Origin of the sequence: Streptomyces sp. NBC_01171, from assembly GCF_045039805.1 — a bacterium.
In the GTDB taxonomy this organism is placed as follows: Bacteria; Actinomycetota; Actinomycetes; order Streptomycetales; family Streptomycetaceae; genus Streptomyces.
In genome coordinates this window covers 6156105-6173797 of sequence record NZ_CP108609.1, presented here as the reverse complement: position 1 = coordinate 6173797, position 17693 = coordinate 6156105, and the positions used below count along the sequence as shown (strand labels likewise).

Annotated in this window: 18 protein-coding genes; 10 read left to right on the top strand and 8 right to left on the bottom strand. The window is 72.7% G+C overall.

Annotation, left to right across the window (positions count from 1 at the left end):
- The first annotated feature begins 621 nt into the window (after positions 1–621).
- From dhaK to OG448_RS28545, 3 genes are read left to right on the top strand one after another with little or no spacing between them, the layout of a single operon-like run.
- A complete protein-coding gene (gene dhaK / locus OG448_RS28555) occupies positions 622–1614 on the top strand; it encodes a dihydroxyacetone kinase subunit DhaK (protein WP_405558053.1) in 993 nt (330 codons plus the stop codon).
- A 46-nt stretch (positions 1615–1660) separates the two neighbouring features.
- Positions 1661–2272, top strand: coding sequence for a dihydroxyacetone kinase subunit DhaL (gene dhaL / locus OG448_RS28550; RefSeq protein WP_405558051.1), 612 nt, complete (start codon positions 1661–1663; stop codon positions 2270–2272).
- Positions 2265–2675: a PTS-dependent dihydroxyacetone kinase phosphotransferase subunit DhaM gene (locus OG448_RS28545; protein ID WP_405558049.1), complete on the top strand. Its 411-nt coding sequence runs from the start codon at positions 2265–2267 to the stop codon at positions 2673–2675. Before dhaL ends, OG448_RS28545 begins: the two co-directional genes overlap by 8 nt.
- 43 nt (positions 2676–2718) lie before the next feature.
- On the opposite strand, the gene OG448_RS28540 is transcribed toward OG448_RS28545, so the two are convergent.
- A complete protein-coding gene (locus OG448_RS28540; protein ID WP_405558047.1) occupies positions 2719–3405 on the bottom strand; it encodes a glycoside hydrolase family 75 protein in 687 nt (228 codons plus the stop codon).
- 377 nt (positions 3406–3782) lie between these two features.
- Between OG448_RS28540 and OG448_RS28535 the strand changes: the two genes are divergently transcribed.
- Together OG448_RS28535 and OG448_RS28530 are read left to right on the top strand one after the other, a co-directional pair.
- Positions 3783–4757 carry a fibronectin type III domain-containing protein gene (locus tag OG448_RS28535; protein ID WP_405558045.1) on the top strand — a complete coding sequence of 325 codons (975 nt, stop codon included), beginning with the start codon at positions 3783–3785 and terminating at the stop codon, positions 4755–4757.
- A 151-nt stretch (positions 4758–4908) separates the two neighbouring features.
- A complete protein-coding gene (locus OG448_RS28530) occupies positions 4909–5442 on the top strand; it encodes a hypothetical protein (protein ID WP_405558044.1) in 534 nt (177 codons plus the stop codon).
- 4 nt (positions 5443–5446) lie between these two features.
- Here OG448_RS28530 and OG448_RS28525 read toward each other — a convergent pair whose 3' ends face one another.
- The 4 genes from OG448_RS28525 to OG448_RS28510 all read right to left on the bottom strand — a co-directional run bounded on the left by OG448_RS28525 (position 5447) and on the right by OG448_RS28510 (position 9624).
- A complete protein-coding gene (locus OG448_RS28525; RefSeq protein WP_405558042.1) occupies positions 5447–6001 on the bottom strand; it encodes a PadR family transcriptional regulator in 555 nt (184 codons plus the stop codon).
- 26 nt (positions 6002–6027) lie between these two features.
- Complete coding sequence (locus OG448_RS28520; protein ID WP_405558040.1) at positions 6028–8043, bottom strand: FAD-dependent oxidoreductase; 2016 nt, start codon at positions 8041–8043, stop codon at positions 6028–6030.
- A gap of 239 nt (positions 8044–8282) precedes the next feature.
- Entirely contained in the window at positions 8283–8657 is a 375-nt protein-coding gene (locus OG448_RS28515; protein ID WP_405558038.1) for a hypothetical protein, read from the bottom strand.
- A gap of 85 nt (positions 8658–8742) precedes the next feature.
- Positions 8743–9624, bottom strand: a complete 882-nt coding sequence (locus OG448_RS28510; protein ID WP_405558036.1) for a hypothetical protein — start codon at positions 9622–9624, stop codon at positions 8743–8745.
- Positions 9625–9931: 307 nt separating this feature from the next.
- Here OG448_RS28510 and OG448_RS28505 point away from each other — a divergent pair, with 307 nt between their 5' ends.
- Positions 9932–12013: a SpoIIE family protein phosphatase gene (locus OG448_RS28505; protein WP_405558034.1), complete on the top strand. Its 2082-nt coding sequence runs from the start codon at positions 9932–9934 to the stop codon at positions 12011–12013.
- A 23-nt stretch (positions 12014–12036) separates the two neighbouring features.
- Here OG448_RS28505 and OG448_RS28500 read toward each other — a convergent pair whose 3' ends face one another.
- Both OG448_RS28500 and OG448_RS28495 read right to left on the bottom strand, forming a co-directional pair.
- The gene (locus OG448_RS28500; protein WP_405558033.1) at positions 12037–12834 is read right to left on the bottom strand and encodes a putative protein N(5)-glutamine methyltransferase; all 798 of its coding nucleotides are present in this window, start codon (positions 12832–12834) and stop codon (positions 12037–12039) included.
- Between the two features lie 247 nt (positions 12835–13081).
- Positions 13082–14146: a hypothetical protein gene (locus OG448_RS28495; protein WP_405558031.1), complete on the bottom strand. Its 1065-nt coding sequence runs from the start codon at positions 14144–14146 to the stop codon at positions 13082–13084.
- Between the two features lie 132 nt (positions 14147–14278).
- Between OG448_RS28495 and OG448_RS28490 the strand changes: the two genes are divergently transcribed.
- Positions 14279–14707: a MarR family winged helix-turn-helix transcriptional regulator gene (locus OG448_RS28490; protein WP_135786775.1), complete on the top strand. Its 429-nt coding sequence runs from the start codon at positions 14279–14281 to the stop codon at positions 14705–14707.
- Positions 14708–14715: 8 nt separating this feature from the next.
- On the opposite strand, the gene OG448_RS28485 is transcribed toward OG448_RS28490, so the two are convergent.
- Positions 14716–15486, bottom strand: coding sequence for a GNAT family N-acetyltransferase (locus tag OG448_RS28485; RefSeq protein WP_405559017.1), 771 nt, complete (start codon positions 15484–15486; stop codon positions 14716–14718).
- 172 nt (positions 15487–15658) lie between these two features.
- On the opposite strand from OG448_RS28485, the gene OG448_RS28480 reads away from it, so the two are divergent.
- The 3 genes from OG448_RS28480 (at position 15659) to OG448_RS28470 (ending at position 17687) form a co-directional block, all read left to right on the top strand.
- Positions 15659–16264 carry a sulfite oxidase-like oxidoreductase gene (locus OG448_RS28480; protein ID WP_405558029.1) on the top strand — a complete coding sequence of 202 codons (606 nt, stop codon included), beginning with the start codon at positions 15659–15661 and terminating at the stop codon, positions 16262–16264.
- Positions 16265–16316: 52 nt separating this feature from the next.
- Positions 16317–17036: a ferredoxin reductase gene (locus OG448_RS28475; RefSeq protein ID WP_405559015.1), complete on the top strand. Its 720-nt coding sequence runs from the start codon at positions 16317–16319 to the stop codon at positions 17034–17036.
- A 69-nt stretch (positions 17037–17105) separates the two neighbouring features.
- On the top strand, positions 17106–17687 hold the full coding sequence (locus OG448_RS28470; protein WP_405558027.1) for a hypothetical protein: 582 nt from the start codon (positions 17106–17108) through the stop codon (positions 17685–17687).
- The last annotated feature ends 6 nt before the right edge of the window (positions 17688–17693 follow it).

Genomic DNA, 17693 nt, shown 5'->3' with positions numbered 1-17693 from the left:
CGTCCCAGGAGACACCCCAGGCAAATTTGACCGGCTCAGTCCCGGCGAGACGACGAGGCTCCGTACAGGGGCGCCGAGACGTCTACCGTCAGCTCGTGCGACCGCAGCCGGTGGGAGCAGCGCCGGCAGCGCCGGCGGAATGTGATGCTTCGGGTCGATGCGCTCACTCGCCCCTCAACGTAAAGATCACCCCAATGGCCGATACGGATTTTCCCGAGCCGCGAGGCAATTCTGCTGGACTGCCGCACCCCCTGTACGACCCGCGCTCACCAGGGCCCCTACAGGTCGAGCGCAGAAGCAGACATCCCGCGATGCTTGAGCTGACCCTGACCCACGCGTGACCGAGGCACGCGAAACGAATGCGAGCACCTGTCCCACTCCACGTGACCTTCGCGGCCGCAAGGTCGATACTGCCGACAGTAGTACTGCGATCCCAACATCACAGACCTCCCATCGACACCTGACACCCCATCACGAACCTCAGCATCCGGTCAGCATCAGGACCGCCGGAGCCCGCGCCGAACCGCCGAGGACCGCCAAGATCGAATTTGCGCTCACCCAGCCTGACCAGCGAAGACGTTGCCCAGGGCCCCGTCTGCTAGCTCTCACCAGGAGACTCCGATGAAGATGTTGATCAACGTCCCCGAGACCGTGGTGGCCGACGCGCTGCGGGGGATGGCGGCCGCGTATCCGGACCTGAACGTGGATGTGGAGAACCGGGTGATCGTCCGGCGGGACGCGCCGGTGGCCGGGCAGGTGGGGCTCGTGTCGGGGGGCGGGTCGGGGCATGAGCCGCTGCACGGCGGGTTCGTCGGGCCCGGCATGCTGGCGGCGGCCTGTCCGGGTGAGGTGTTCACCTCGCCGGTGCCGGACCAGATGGCGCGGGCCGCGGCGGCCGTGGACAGCGGGGCCGGGGTGCTGTTCATCGTGAAGAACTACACCGGCGACGTGCTCAACTTCGACATGGCCGCCGAGCTGGCCGAGGACGAGGGCATCCGGGTCGGCAAGGTCCTGGTCAACGACGACGTCGCCGTGACCGACAGCCTCTACACGGCCGGCCGGCGCGGCACCGGGGCGACCCTGTTCGTGGAGAAGATCGCGGGCGCGGCGGCGGCCGAGGGGCAGCCGTTGGAGCGGGTTGAGGCGATCGGCCGCCAGGTCAACGACAGCTCGCGCAGCTTCGGCGTGGCCCTGAGCGCCGTCACCACCCCGGCCAAGGGCTCCCCCACCTTCGATCTGCCGCCCGGCGAGCTGGAGTTGGGCATCGGCATCCACGGTGAGCCGGGCCGCGAGCGGCGCCCGATGATGACCTCCGGGGAGATCGCCGACTTCGCGGTGAACGCCATCCTGGACGACATGACGCCGCGCGGCCCGGTGCTGGTGCTGGTCAACGGCATGGGCGCCACCCCGCTGCTGGAGCTGTTCGGTTTCAACGCCGAGGTGCGGCGGGTGCTGGCGGAGCGGGGCGTGGCCGTCGCCCGCACGCTCGTCGGCAACTACGTCACGTCGCTCGACATGGCGGGCGCCTCGGTCACCCTGTGCCAGGTCGACGAGGAACTGCTGCGGCTGTGGGACGCGCCGGTCCGGACCCCGGCGCTGCGCTGGGGGATGTGATACGTCGGAGTCAGTGGTCAACATCCCTACCAGCCAAGGAGATCCAGTGCTCGACGCCGACTTCTTCCGCCGTTGGATAACGGCGACCGCCGCGTCCGTCGACCGGGAGGCGCAGCGGCTCACCGCGCTCGACTCGGCCATCGGCGACGCGGACCACGGCAGCAATCTCCAGCGCGGTTTCACGGCCGTGCTGGTCACCCTGGAGAAGGAGGCGCCGGACACGCCCGGTGCCGTGCTCTCGCTCGCCGGGCGCCAGCTCATCTCCACGGTCGGCGGTGCCTCCGGCCCGCTGTACGGGACGCTGCTGCGCCGGGCCGGGAAGGTGCTCGGGGACGCGCCCGAGGTCAGCGAGGCGCAGTTGGCGGAGGCGTTGCGGGCCGGAGTGGACGGGGTCAAGGCGCTCGGCGGGGCGGCGCCGGGCGACAAGACGATGCTGGACGCGCTGATCCCGGCCGTCGACGCGCTCGGCGACGGTTTCGACGCGGCGCGCCGGGCCGCCGAGTCCGGAGCGGTGGAGACGACCCCGATGCAGGCCCGTAAGGGCCGGGCGAGCTATCTCGGGGAGCGCAGCATCGGTCATCAGGACCCCGGCGCCACCTCGTCGAGCCTGCTGATCGCGGCGCTCGTGACCGCGACGGAGGGAGGCTCCGATGAGTGACGAACGGCATGTCGGGATCGTGCTGGTGTCGCACAGCGCCGAGGTCGCCGAGTCGGTGGCCGGGCTGGCGAAGGCCCTGGCGGGCGGTGCCACGGCGGTACCGGTCGCCGCGGCGGGCGGTACGGAGGGCGGCGGCTTCGGCACCAGCGCGGAGCTGATATCCGCGGCGGCCGCCGCCGTGGACCAGGGCACGGGGGTCGCCGTCCTCACCGACCTGGGCAGCGCGGTGCTCACGGTGAAGGCGCTGCTCGCCGAGGGCGACGAACTCCCGGAGGACACCCGCCTGGTGGACGCCCCGTTCGTGGAGGGCGCGGTGGCCGCCGTGGTGACGGCCGCGACGGGTGCCGATCTGGACGCGGTGGTGGCCGCCGCGAGCGAGGCGTACGCCTACCGCAAGGTGTGAGCGCCGGGCCGGTCCCTGACATCGGGGGCCGGCCCGCACACCGTCAGCCCGTCCGCCCGACGAACTTCCGGGCCAGCTCCTCCCCTTGGGCCACCGCGTCCTCGTGGTCCGCGATCGGCCGTACCCGCGTGTCGCGGAAGACGATGTACGTGACACCGGACGGGGCTCCGCCCACGCGCGGGTCCGGATCGATGCCGAGGGCGCGGGCGGTGGCGTAGGACGCCTCGCCGATGATGTCGCGGGGGCCGGTGTCGCCGACGACGGCGTACCGCACCCGGTCCCGGTAGAGCACGGCGGCCACGGAGCCGCCCCGGACGCCGTGGGCGCGGTGGTCCCAGAGGGCGCTGGCGGGCGGGATCACGATGTACGGCAGCCGTTCGGCGTCGAGGGGGCGGCCGTCGGACTGGGGGAAGGCGGTGGCCGGGGAGAAGTACGGGTCGGTGCGGCGGTTGCAGCGGGCGCCGGGCCAGCCGTCGCAGTCGGTGTCCAGGTCCGCCTTCCAGAACACCGCGTCCCGGGTGCCGCACACCCGGACCTTGGCGGGGCCTTCCGCGTCCTCGCGGTAGCGGCCGTGGGAGACCTGTGCGCAGTGCCGTGTCCTGGCCCGGAGTTCGGCGGCGGTCACCGACGCCCCGCGCGGGACGCCGTGGGGTACGGCGGCGGCGGGTGGCGACGTCGGGGCGAGCAGGGCGGCACCGGCCAGGACCGGTACCAACGACGGAAAACGCACGCTGGGGAACCTCCCGTAGGGGATATTCCGGACACCATCACCCACGCGGGTGGCGAGAGGCACGTACGGCTGCCGTTTTGCGGCCGGACAGGGCACGTTCTGCGGCCGGATGGAGCAGTTCACGGGGGCCCGGAGGGCCGGACCGAGGAGGGCCCGCCCTCCGGCCGCCCGCGTCGGCGCGGTTTCGGCGACGACAGCGTGTCCGCGCCACGGGCGCGAACTGGGCTCCGCGTAACGGCAGTTCACGCCTCAGGGAGACCACAGCATACGTAGCACCCGGCCGCCCTCACCAGCACGGCCCCCTTGCCGGGACCGACTCGCAGGCGCCATATTGGTCCGGACCTTTGCCGTGATGCGGGCCTCCGGGAGGCAGCGCCGTGCGACGTGTTCCCCTCCGCCCCGGCCGCTGGGTGCCGGTCTGCGTGGCCCTCCTGCTGGCCGTCTCCTGCGGCACGGCCGACGGCGAGTCCGGCGAAAGCCCGGCCCCCGGTGCCCCGACCGGCGTCACCGCCCAGGCGGGAAGCGCCACCAGCGTCCATGTGATGTGGAACGCGGCCGGTTCCGGGGTCCATACCTACGAGGTGTATCGCGGCCCCGTAAAAGTCGGCGAAGTACCGGCCACACAGCACATGGTGGATGTCACCAGGCTCAAGCCGTCCACCCCGTACGTCTTCACCGTGCGGGCCCGGAGCGCGGACGGGCGCCTCGGGCCGCCGAGCCGGGAGGTGCGGGCCCGGACCCCCGCCCATGTGGCCGCGGACCACTCGGCGCCGAGCCGTCCTGGGCGTGTCAGCGGCAAGGTGGTGGACGGGCGTGCGGTCCAGTTGTCCTGGGCGGCCGCGCACGACGACCGGGGCGTGCGGTCGTACGCGATCCAGCAGGGCGGCGTGAAGATACACGCCGTGGGCGGGGGCCAGACCGCGACCGTGGTCACCGGGCTGCGCCCCGGCACCCGCTACCTCTTCACCGTCCGGGCCCAGGACGCGGCGGGCAACCTCTCCCCCGCGAGCTCCCCGGTCCGGCTGACCACGCCAGGCGCCGACGACCGCCGGGGCACCGCGCCGACCGGGTTCGACGTGACCTCGCGCCACACAGCCGGGTCGTACTACCTCGATCTCGCCTGGGACCCGCCGAAGGTGGACGGAGTGATCACCGAGTACCAGATCCGGCTGGACGGGGGCACGGACAGCTCGCTGGTATGGGGCGGCACCCCGCCGTCCGGCCGGGCGCACCACAGCCTGTACGCCGGGCGGAAGGCCGGGGAGGTCCACCGGGTGCGGCTGCGGGCCCGACTGCCGGACGGCACCTGGGGCGGCTTCTCGGCGGAACGAACCGTCACCACGGGCCGCTGACCGCCCGGACGGCGGAGCGCGTCACCTGGGCGGACGCCCTGCGCATGCGGCGACCCGCCGGGCAGCGTTGGCTGCTTCCGGGGTGGCACGGATGTTCCCTACCCCGGCGGCGCACGGGACGTACCGCCACCGTGCCGCCGGAGGCGAGCCCATGCGCTACTCCCGACTTCTCTCCCGTTCCGCCGCTCCCCTGGCCGCCTTCGCGCTGCCGCTCGCGCTCGCCGGGCCGTCCGCCGCGGCTTCCGGGATCTCCGTCAGTACGTCGGGTACCAATGTGTCGGTGGTGACCAGCGCCTGCGCCCAGAACAACGGCAGTTGGGGCACGGCCTCGCTGCTGGGCGCCCAGCAGACGAGCTTCGCCCAGGGGCGGCAGGTGGCGCTGTCCGGTACGACGGTCAGCCAGTCGGCCTCCTGGGCCGCGGTGGCACCGGGGACGTACACGGTCATGGTGCGATGCTCCAACGGCGTCTCGGCGGGCAGCCAGGTCGTCATCGTGTCGGCGCCCACCACGCCGACCCGCGCGGCCACGCCCGCACCGTCGCGTGGCGTGGCCGGTGGCCTCGGCGGCGCCACCCGCGACTACGGCACGCTCACCCTCGGGCTGGGCGCGGCACTGGTGGGGTCGACGGTCATCGCGGGCGCCTGGTTCCTGCGCCGTCGGCCCAGGTCGTACCGGCGGTACTGACGGATCACTGCTCGGGGACGTCCGGCTCGAATTCCGGGATCTCCTTCAGCGCCTCGGCGAGCCACTGGGCCCAGAAGGTCTCCAGGTCGATCCCGGCCCGCAGGACCAGGTGCCGGAGCCGGTCCTGCGGGGTGTCCCGGCCGGGCGGGAAGTCGCGCTTCTCGATCTCCTGGTAGACGGCCAACTGGCTCTGGTGCAGCTCCAGATGGCGCCGCATGTCGGCCGCGAGGCCCGCCGTGCCGACCACCGCCGCCGCCCGCATCCGGAGCAGCGTCGCGTCCCGCAGCGGCTTGGGGTCCTGGGGCGCGGCGGTCCAGCGGGCCAGCTCCGCGCGGCCCGCGGGCAGCACCTCGTAACTCTTCTTCTGCCCACGGGCCGGCTGCGCGGAGGGCAGCGCGCGGATGAACCCCTCGGCCTCCAGTTTCCCCAGCTCGCGGTAGATCTGCTGGTGGGTCGACGGCCAGAAGTAGGCGATCGACTTGTCGAACCGCCGGGTCAGCTCCAGACCCGAGGACGGCTTCTCCAGCAGGGCGGTGAGGATGGCGTGCGGGAGTGACATGGGCTCATCCTAGGGACGCGCGGTCCCTACAGCGCCGCCGCCAGCTCGGTGCCCTGTTTGATGGCCCGCTTGGCGTCGAGTTCGGCCGCCACGTCGGCGCCCCCGATCAGATGGGCGCTGACTCCGGCCGCGATCAGCTCCTCGTACAGGTCGCGGCGCGGGTCCTGGCCGGTGCACAGGACGACGGTGTCGACCTCGAGGACGTGGCTCTCCTCGCCGACGGTGATGTGCAGTCCGGCGTCGTCGATCCGGTCGTAGCGGACGCCGGGGACCATGGTGACGCCCCGGTGCTTCAGCTCGGTGCGGTGAATCCAGCCAGTGGTCTTGCCGAGTCCGGCGCCGACCTTGGTGGCCTTGCGCTGGAGCAGGTGGACGGTGCGCGGGGACGCGGGGCGGCTGGGCGCGGCGAGGCCGCCGGGCGCGGCGTAGTCGGTGTCGACGCCCCAGGTGCGGAAGTACGTCTCGGGGTCCTCGCTCGCCTTGTCGCCGGCGTCGGTGAGGAACTCGGCCACGTCGAAGCCGATGCCGCCCGCGCCGAGCACGGCGACGCGGTCGCCGACGTGGGCGCCGTCCCGCAGCACGTCGAGGTAGCCGACGACGCGCGGGTGGTCGATGCCGGGGATGTCGGGGGTGCGCGGCGTGACGCCGGTCGCGACCACGACCTCGTCGTACCCGTCGAGGTCGCCGGGGGTGATCCAGGTGCCGAGGCGTACGTCGACGCCATGGGTGTCGAGCTGGTGACGGAAGTAGCGCAGGGTCTCGTCGAACTCCTGCTTGCCGGGGACCTTGCGGGCCACGTTGAGCTGGCCGCCGATCTCGCTCGCGGCGTCGAACAGGGTGACGTGGTGGCCGCGTTCGGCGGCGGAGACGGCGCAGGCCAGGCCCGCGGGCCCGGCGCCGACGACGGCGACGCGCTTGCGCAGCCGGGTCGGGGTGAGCACCAGCTCGGTCTCGTGGCAGGCGCGGGGGTTGACCAGGCAGGAGGTGATCTTGCCGCCGAAGGTGTGGTCCAGGCACGCCTGGTTGCAGCCGATGCAGGTGTTGATGGCCTCGGGACGGCCTTCGGCGGCCTTGGCGACGAAGTCCGGGTCGGCGAGCATCGGGCGGGCCACGGACACCATGTCGGCGCGCCCGTCCGCGAGCAACTCCTCGGCGAGTTCCGGGGTGTTGATGCGGTTGGTGGTGACCAGCGGTACGGACACCTCGCCCATGAGCTTCTTGGTGACCCAGGTGTACGCGCCGCGCGGCACGGAGGTGGCGATGGTGGGGATACGGGCCTCGTGCCAGCCGATGCCGGTGTTGATGATGGTGGCGCCGGCCGCCTCGACCGCCTTGGCGAGGGTGACGACCTCGGGCAGGGTGGAACCGCCGGGGACCAGGTCCAGCATCGAGAGGCGGTAGATGATGATGAAGTCCTCGCCGACGGCCTCGCGGACCCGGCGCACGATCTCGACCGGGAAGCGCATGCGGTTCTCGTACGAGCCGCCCCAGCGGTCGGTGCGGTGGTTGGTGCCCGCGGCGATGAACTCGTTGACGAGGTAGCCCTCGGAGCCCATGATCTCGACGCCGTCGTATCCGGCCTGCTGAGCCAGGCGGGCGGTACAGGCGTAGTCCTCGATGGTCCGTTCGATTTCGGCGTCGGTCAGCTCGCGGGGGACGTGGGGGCTGATCGGGGCCTGGAGCGGGCTCGGGGCGACCAGGTCGGCGTGGTAGGCGTAGCGGCCGAAGTGCAGGATCTGGAGGGCGATGCGGCCGCCCTCGTGGTGGACGGCGTCGGTGACGACGCGGTGTTCCTCCGCCTCGGCGTCGGTGGTGAGCTTGGCGCCGCCCTCGTAAGGGCGCCCCTCCTCGTTGGGGGCTATGCCGCCGGTGACGATGAGGCCCACTCCGCCGCGTGCGCGGGCCGCGTAGAAGGCCGCCATCCGCTCGAAGCCGTGCTCGGCCTCCTCCAGGCCCACGTGCATGGAGCCCATGAGGACGCGGTTGGGCAGGGTGGTGAATCCCAGGTCGAGCGGGGACAACAGGTGCGGGTAACGGCTCATCGGGCCCTCCGTGGGGATGCGGTCGCCTCTTGTTGTAGAGCAACCGCCCACCTTTTTGCAACTAGTTGCATAAGGGTGCGACAGAGGGCACATGGGCGTGGGGCCCGTGTGGGGAGTCCGCATGGGCGCAGCTCACATGGGTGCAGCCCACGTAGGTGGAGCCCCCATAGGTGCAGCCCACACAGCAGAGTGCCCCGGCCGACGGGGGTCGGCCGGGGCACCTCGTACGAGGGAGTCGGTCAGCGGCTGCCCAGCAGCAGGTGGAGTTCCCGCTCCTGGTCGCCGGAGGCCGTGGCGGTCTCCTGGACCGTGAACATCTCGTCCAGCGCCTGACGGAACCGGTCCACCGCCCAGTACCCGCCCTGCACATCCGCCTGGACGGACGCGCTGAGCTTGGCCGGCGGGCAGTTCCCGGTGTGGGACTCCGCGATGTCGTACGTACCGAGCCACACCATCGGGCGCGCCTCGTCCTGCTGCTGCGGGGTCTCGCCCGCCTCACGGTCCGATGCGAAGCAGGCGCTCAGCACGTCGAAGACCACGCGCGCGTCGTCCGGCGAACACCCGCTGATCTCCACCGAGACGGTTTCCGGGTGCGATGCCTCCGTGTTCGTCATGTCCGCTCCTTTCCTGGCCGTGCGCATGGCTCGGGTACCCCGGCCGGCGCCGGTCATCCCCCGGGAAACGAGCGGTCTCGCGGGATCAGCTCCGGGTGAACTTGTACGTCTTGCTGTCCGTGACCACGCAGAACCCCGGCGAGACCACGATCACGCGCAGGACGCCGCTGCGCCGGTCGTAGTCGATGCCCTCGGTCTCGAAGCTGCCCGAGCAGGAGCTGCGGAGGGGCAACTGGCGCAGGGCGGTGACATGGCCGGACACGTTCGAAGTGCCGTTGGGCGCCGCCGAGAGGTCGATCTGGAGGAGCGGCTTGGTCATGCCGAACAGCGTGCCCTCGGGGTCGTCGGAGGAGCAGAGCAGCGTGGTGGGCCCGGAGAAGTCGCAGCCCTGCACGTCGCGCACCGGGTGGTCCAGGGTGACGTTGGAGGCCAGCTTCAGGTCGGCCGAGGGCGAGGTGGCGGGGTTGACACCGGGGGTGGGGAAGACCAGCAGGCGGTTCATGGTGCCCCATTCGCCGGAGAGCATCCACTGTCCGTCGGGCGAGATGGCGGACCAGGAGTTGTTCATGGCCTCGCCGGGGGCGAGCGTGTGCACGTACTCCGACCAGGCACCGCCGGGCGCCTGCACCCGGTACATCTTCGAGTTGCCCGAGTCCCGCTGGTAGGGCTCGATGTAGTAGCCGTTGTACGAGGCGTCGGGGTCGCCGACATGGTTCCAGCCCCGGCTGGAGACGCCGACCGGGATGGTGCCGATGCCGGTGTAGCGGTTGGGGCTGTTCGCCGGGACCTCCACGGAGGTCAGCCCCTGGCTCTCGGTCAGCGGGTCGGCGCGGTCGGAGCCGGTCTCGGTCCAGGTGTCCGCCGCCGAGGCGGGCGCGGCGGCACCCAGGGAGACGGCGGCGGCGGTGGCCAGGGTGACGAGTCCGGCGGATAAGGCGCGGCGGCGCTTTCGGGCAGGCGCGGGCATGGGCCGACTCCTCGGTGAGGGGGGTGGGGACACTCGGTCGGCGGACAGTCTGGCCCGGCCGCGTAGGCATGTACAGACCAATAAAGGAAGATGGCGGTGAACTCTGCCGCCTCACTGGGTGACGGCCGCCCCACGCGCCACGGGGCCGCTGGGTCCCGGCAGTACGTCCGAGGCCGAAGTGAGGGATGGTGGATGCGGACGTATGCGGGACCACAGCCCTCGGCACGCCGGGTGTGAGCGCGGTACAACAAGGGGAGTCGGCACGGGGGACGGCGTGCCGTGCGGACGGGCGAAGGCGGTGCGTGGCATGAGTGCAGCCGAGACTCAGGCGGCCGGGAACGGCGGGCCCGAGCGCGGCCCGGTGCGGCCCGGCGGGCTGCTCGACATGCTGAACGTGGCCTCCGTGGTGCTGGACGGCCGGGGCCGCATCGTGCTGTGGAGCCCGCAGGCCGAGGAGCTGTTCGGATACACCGCCGACGAGGCGCTCGGCCGGTACGCGGCCCGGCTGATGGTGCACGAACGGCACATCGGGCTGGTCGGTGAGCTGTTCGAGGACGTGATGCGCACCGGGCAGAGCTGGGCGGGCGGCTTCCCCATCCGCCGCAAGGACGGCACCACCCGACTGGTGGAGTTCCGCAACATGCGTCTGCTCGACGAGCGGGGCGACGTGTACGCGCTGGGCCTGGCCGCCGACCAGTCGACGGTACGGCGGCTGGAGCACGACGTGGCGCTGTCCGAGCGGATGGTGCACCAGTCCCCCATCGGGCTGGCGGTCCTGGACACCGGGCTGCGGTTCGTCTCGGTGAACCCCGCGCTGGAGCGGCTCAGCGGGGTCCCCGCCGAGCGGCACGAGGGGCGCATGCTGCGCGAGGTGCTGCCGCTGCTGGACCCCGACACGGCGGAGGAGGCGCTGCGGGACGTGCTGACGAGCGGGGACCCGGTGATCGACCGGACCGTGGTGGGCCGTACCCCGGCCGATCCGGACGCCGAGCACACGTGGTCGCTGTCCCTGTACCGCCTGGACGACTCGCTCGGCAATGTGCTCGGCATCGCGCTGTCGCTGACCGACATCACCGAGCAGCACCGGGCGGCGGTGGAGGCGGAGAACGCGCGGCGCCGTCTCGCCCTGATCGCGGACGCCTCCGCCCGGATCGGTACGACGCTGGAGCTGGAGCTCACCGCCTGCGAACTGGCCGAGGTCGCCGTACCGGCGCTGGCGGACGTGGCGGCCGTCGACCTGCTGGACGCGGTGGTGGAGGGCAGACGCAGCACGCTCGGGCCGTCCGAGGCCGCGGTGATCCGGGCGCTCGCGGTCCGTCCGGACGACGGCGGAGACGCCGTGCAGGCGGCCGACCGGCCCGGCGGGATCGCCTGGTACGGCGCCGAGCGGATGGTCACCGAGTGCGTGCGGACCGGCGAGGCGGTGCTGGTGCCCCGGGTGAAGGACGACGACCTGCCGCGCATCGCCCGCTCCCCCGAGGCCGCCGTCATGCTCAGCCGGGCGGGGCTGCACTCCTACCTGGCGGTGCCGTTGATCGCGCGCGGCGAGATCCTGGGTGCGCTGGACCTGAAGCGGACCCGCAATCCGGAGCCCTTCGACGAGGACGACGTGCTGCTGGCGCGGGAGCTGGCGGCGCGGGCGGCGGTGCAGATCGACAACGCCCGCTGGTACCAGAACGCCCGCAGCACCGCGCTGACCCTTCAGCGCAGCCTGCTGCCGAGCCATCCGCCGGTGACGGCGGGGCTGGAGGTGGCGTCCCACTACCAGCCGGCCGGGTCCACCAGCGAGGTCGGCGGTGACTGGTTCGACGTCATACCGCTGGAGGGCGACAAGACGGCGCTGGTGGTCGGCGACGTGATGGGCAGCGGCATCAGCGCGGCCGCCACCATGGGCCTGCTGCGCACCGCCACCACCACGCTCGCCTCCCTCGACCTCGATCCGTCACTGCTGCTGGAGCAGCTCGACAAGGCCACGGCGGCGACCGAGCACTCCATCGCCACCTGTGTGTACGCCGTACACGACCCTCAGCAGCGCCGGTGTCTGATCGCCAACGCCGGGCATCTGCCGCCGGTGCGGGTCCGGCCGGGTCGGCCGCCGGAGCTGCTGGACCTGCCCACCGGGGTGCCACTGGGGGTGGGCGGGGTGGAGTTCGCCACCGTGACCGTCGACTTCGAGCCCGGTGACGAGCTGGTGCTGTACACCGACGGTCTGGTGGAGACCCGCAGTCACTCGCTGGACGAGCGGCTGGAGCGGCTGTTGTCCCTGCTGGACGGTGCCTCGGAGCGCCCGCTGGAGGAGGTCTGCCAGCAGCTCCTGGAGACGCTGTACGAGCCCGACAATCACGACGACGTGGCGGTGCTCATCGCGCGGGCCCGTGACCTGTCGTAGGCACACCCTGGCGCAGGCCCAGGTCACCGCACGCCGATCACCACATGTGCGTCCCACTCATGTGAGACCGCCACATGTGCGGCCAGACCGGCCTGGGTGAAGGCCGCCGTGGCGGCGGACGCCTGGCGTGCGCTGGTCTCGGAGAGCAGGCAACCGCCGGGGGCCAGCCACTCGGCCGCTCCGGCGGCGACCCGGCGCAGGACGTCGAGTCCGTCAGGGCCGCCGTCGAGCGCGACCGCGGGTTCGTGGTCGCGGGCCTCGGCGGGGAGCAGGGGGACCTCGGCGGTGGGCACGTAGGGCACGTTGGCGGTCAGGATGTCGATCCGGCCGCGCAGTCCGGCCGGGAGCGCCGCGTAGAGGTCGCCGGTGTGGCCGCGGCCCCCGTGGGGGGCGAGGTTGCAGCGGGCGCAGCGTACGGCGGCCGGGTCGATGTCGGCGGCGTGCACCTCGGCGCCGTCGAGCGAGACGGCGAGGGCCGCGCCGAGCGCGCCGGAGCCGCAGCACAGGTCCACGACCACGCGGGCTTCGGGCGCCCGGGCGAGGGCCTGGTCGACGAGGAACTCGGTGCGGCGGCGGGGTACGAAGACGCCGGGCTCGACGGCGATGCGCAGTCCGTGGAACTCGGCCCAGCCGAGGACGTGTTCGAGCGGGAGCCCGGAGGCGCGGGCTTCGGCCATCGCGGTGGCCTGGTCGGCGGTGCGGGCGGTGGCGAGGATCAGCCGGGCCTCGTCCTCGGCGAAGACACAGCCGGCGGCGCGCAGGGCGGCGGCGAGGGACGAGGGGTCGGCGAGCGGAGAGGGTGATGCGGGCACGGCGGCCATAAGAGCCTGGAGCCTTTCGGGGACCTGGGGCCTCAGGGCGCTCCCGCGGTCACCGTCGCGCTGGTCCGTGCCGTCACACGGAACGGGAGCGAGGAGAGAGCGCCCTGGCTGACACAGCGTTGATGGGTCTCACCTCCTCGGTCGCACCGGCCGCGCACTCCGCGCGACCGGACGGCCACCATACCGTGCCGGGTCCCCGGGCGGGCCGGGTCCCTGGCGCGGCCGGTGGCCGTACCTCCGTCGCGGCTCAGACGGCCACGCTCTCTTCGGTCTCCTCCTCGGCCTCGCGCTCGGCCTCTCGTTCGGCCTCGGCGGCGGCGGTTTCCTGAGCGGCCGGCGCCTCCGCAAGCGCGCGGCGGCCGGGGCGCTCCCAGAGGGCGGCGATCCCGGTGACGGCGATGCCGACGACCAGCCAGACGACGAGCGTCCACACGTTCCGGGCGATGCCGTCGTTGCCGAAGTACAGCAGCGAGCGGGTGCCCTCGACGAACCCGGCGCCGTTCCAGAAGGCGTGCAGGGTGCCGAAGAAGCCGTTCTGCAGCTCGGGCCGGAACAACCCGCCGGAGCTGGTGAAGTTCAGCATCACGAACAGCACCATCATGGCCAGCGTGGTCCAGCGCTTGAGGAAGGTGTGCAGGCCGACGCCGATGAGCAGGATGCCGGCCGAGTACAGCCACGCCATCGCCCACAGGGTGCCCAGGTCGTGGTGGGCCAGGTGGAAGACCGGCCCGGCGAGCAGGGCGCCGATGCCGCCGACCACGGCGGCCGTGCCGACCGCGATGAGCGCCCGCACCCGCACGGCGAGCGCGGCACCGGCCGCGCCGATGGCGGCGACGGAGGCGTAGGAGCCGATGCTGACGGCGATCAGCAGGAAGAACAGGCCCTGTCCGGTGGGGTCGTCGGACACCGGCTCGGCGATGTCGGTGACCTTCAGCGGGGTGCCCTGCTGCGCGGCGACCGGTGTGAAGACCTTCTCCACGGCGGTGGCGCCCATGTCGGACGCGGCGCTCGCCACGATCAGCTCGGGCTTATGTGCGCTGGGCACATAGGCGCCGGTGACATCCCGGTGCTCGACCAGTTCGACGGCGTCGGACCGGGAGGAGACGGTACGGACGTCGAGCTTGTCCCCCGCCGTGTCCTTCACCGTCTGCGCGAAGACCTTCGCCTCGGGTCCGGCGCCGACCACGGCCACCGGCATGTGGTGGGGCTCCGGGGTGACGAAGGCACCCATATAGGCGAGCCCCATACCTATGCACATCAGCAGGGGGGTGATCAGGTGCGTGAGCACGTGACGCAGTGCCGGTGACTTCATCGACCGGAACCTCCAATGGTTGTCTTATACAACTCACGTTCAAGTTGTACTATACAACCAGAATCGTTGGAACGGGTCGAAGAACGGGTCGGAGGAGTTCCGTGAAGGGGTTCTCATGGCGAAGGTGATCTCATGACGGCGGCGGACGCGGCCGTCGAGACGATCCAGCGGGAGATGACGTCGTTCGCGCGCCGGGCCCGCGCCTCCGCGGGGCGCATGCATCCCGAGCTGTCGCTGGTGTCGTACACGCTGCTGGGGCATCTGGAGGAGCGCGGGGGCTGCCGGGCGACCGACCTGGCCTCGCACTACGCGCTGGACAAGTCGACGGTGAGCCGTCAGGTGGGCGCGCTGGAGCGGGCCGGGCTGATCGAGCGGCGACTCGCCCCGGAGGACGCCCGCGTGCAGGTGCTCCATCTCACCGAGGCGGGCGAGGAGATCCTGGCCCAGGTCACCCGGAGCCGCCGGGCCGCCTTCCGGGAACGGCTCGCCGACTGGCCGGAGGACGACCTGGTCCGCTTCGCGGCCTACCTGGAGCGGTACAACGCGGGGTCCGCCGAATAAACGGCCGGCTACGACCCGAGGGGTACGCGGACCCCGAAGAACCGAGTGTCCAGCCGGTGCCGGAAGCCGAGGGACTCGTAGAGGCGGATGGCGCCGGTGTTGCCGGCGCCGGTGTGCAGGAACGGGCGCTCGCCGCGCTCGCGGATGCCGTGCGCGACGGCGAGGATCAGCCGGGTGGCCAGGCCCTCGCCCCGGAAGGCGGGGTCGGTGCAGACGGCGCTGATCTCGGTCCAGCCCGGCAGGTGCAGCCGCTCCCCCGCCATGGCGATCAGCGCGCCGTCGCGCCGGATGCCGAGGTAGGTGCCCATCTCGATGGTCCGCGGCAAGAAGGGGCCGGGCTGGGTGCGTGCGACGAGGTCCAGCATCTCGGGCACGTCGGCCGGGCCGAGCGGCATCGCCTCCGGGTCCGGCGCGCCGGCCACGCTCTCGTCCGCCATCTGTACGCCGGCCACGTCGAAGGTGATCTCCCAGCCCTCCGGCACCGTGCCCCGGTAACCGAGCAGCGGCACCTCGCCGCCGGGTCCCGCGAGGGCGGCGAGTTCGGCCCAGTCGGCGGGCTCGGGGTCGTCGGGCAGGGCCAGCCAGGGTGAGACCTCGACCGGGTACCGGAGCACCCGGCCGTGCCGCTCGGCGAAGTGGGCGTGCGGGCCGGTGAGGGAGGCGCGGGCGGCGTTGTCGAGCGGGTGCGGGACCGTCGTCCCGGCGGGGCCGGGGTCGGCGCCGGCCGGGGTGTCGGCCTCCCGGCCGTCGTACCGCGTGGAGACGTACGCCTCGGGCATCCTCAAGTCCTCGTTTCCCTCGTCCTGCACCGGCGCGGCGGCGCGGCGGCACTTGTCCCCAAGTACGGCGGTGCGGCGGCTATTCCCGCAGGCGACCGGAGTGTGGCCCAGGTCGCGCGTCGGGGCACTGACCAGGGGCGGGGCGCCCGTGGCGGGAGCGTACGGTTGAGCCATGAACGTCACCCGAGGCTTCACGGGCCGTCGGCGCGTCTCCCGTCCCGGACTGCCTCCCGGGCAGTACGACGCGGGCGACGACTGGCCCGTCCTGTCCGCCGAGGTCACCCCCGACCTGGCGCCCGCCGGCTGGTCCTTCCGCGTCGACGGCCTGGTGGAGCGGCCGCACACCTGGAACTGGGACGAGGCACACGCCCTGGCCGGCTCGCAGTACGAGGGCGACATCCACTGTGTGACCGGCTGGTCAAAGTTCGGTGTGCGCTTCGGCGGGGTCTCGCTGGACACGTTCCTCGCTGTGGTGCGGCCATATGTGTCCGCCACCCATGTGCTGGCCCGCTCGCACACCGGCTACACCGCGAACCTGCCGCTGGCCGACCTCACGGGTGGCCGCGCCTGGATAGCCTGGGATCAGGCCGGTGTGCCGCTCGCCCCGGAGCACGGCGGCCCGGCCCGGCTGGTCGTGCCGCATCTGTACTTCTGGAAGAGCGTGAAGTGGATCGCCGGCCTCACCCTCCTCGACCACGACGAGCCGGGCTTCTGGGAGGGCAACGGCTATCACGAACGGGGCAACCCGTGGGAGGAACAGCGGTACCGAGGTGACTGAGCAGGTGTACGAGACACCCGGGACGTCTTCCGCTCCCCCGGCCCGCTTCGCGGTGCCCGGCCGTATCGCGGTGAGCGAGCAGGTGGCAGCCGCCTGGCAGACGGCCACGCTGACCGAGGTCCGGCGGGAGACGCCGTACACGTCGACGTTCCGGCTGGCGGTGCCTCAGTGGGCGGGCCATCTGCCGGGCCAGCATCTGATGCTGCGCCTGACCGCCGAAGACGGTTATGTGGCCCAGCGCCACTACTCCATCGCCTCCGCGCCGGACGACTCCGGGCACATCGAGCTGACCCTGGACCGGGTGCCGGACGGCGAGGTCTCGGGCTGGTTCCACACGGTGGCGCGGCCCGGTGACGCGATCGAGGTGCGCGGCCCGCTGAGCGGCTTCTTCGCCTGGCCGGGCGACCGTCCGGCGCTGCTGCTGGGGGCCGGTTCCGGGATCGTCCCGCTGATGTCGATGGTCCGGCACCATCGTGCCCGGGGCCTGTCGGTGCCGCTGCGGATGCTGGTGTCGGCGCGCGGCCCCGAGGAGCTGATCTACGCCGGGGAACTGGGCGCGGAGACGACGGCCGTGTTCACCCGCAGCGCTCCGGCAGGTGTGCCGGTGGGCCGTATGTCGGCCGCACATGTGGCGCCGCTCCTGGCCGAGCAGCCGCCGGGTGGGTGGGAAGCCTATGTGTGCGGCTCCAACGGCTTCGCCGAGCACGCCTCCCGTCTTCTCGTCGCGGCCGGTCAGCCGGTGGACCGTATCCGCATCGAGCGCTTCGGCTGAGCGGCTGGGAGCTTGTGGCGCGCGGGATGCGCGAGGGGGCGTCGGGCTGGGTACCTGACGGGTGTGGACATGCGTACTCGGTCGCACCGCCCGCGGCGGCGGCACAATCCGCTGCGGCGGCGGTCGGACGTGGTGGAGGCGTGGGTGACGGTGGTCGTCGCCATCCTGCTCTGCGTGGTCGCGCCGTTGGCGGGGACGGCGGCCGGGCTGTTCACCTACGACCGGGCGCGGACGCACGCCGAGGAGCAGCGGGCCGACCGGCAACCGGTACGGGCCGTGGTGGCCGGCCGCCCCGCGTCGAGGCCCACGGTGCACGGCGACCGCGGCCACGGCTACCGGGCCGAGGTCCGCTGGACGGAGCCGGGCCGGCAGACGCGTACCGCCGTCGCCGACGTGCCGGCCGGGACGCGCGCCGGTGACACGGTCACCGTGTGGTTCGACAGCCGAGGGCGCGCGGTGGCGCCGCCGCCGAACGACGTGGCGGTCTGGCAGCACACCGTCGCGGTCGGCCTGGGCGGGGCGGGCGGCACGGCCGCGATCGTGCTCCTGGCCCGCGCGATGGAGCGCCGGGTCGCGCAGCGGCACCGGCTGGCCGAGTGGGAGCGGGCCTGGGCGCGCACCGGCCCGACGTGGACGCGACGGCGCGCATGATCACCG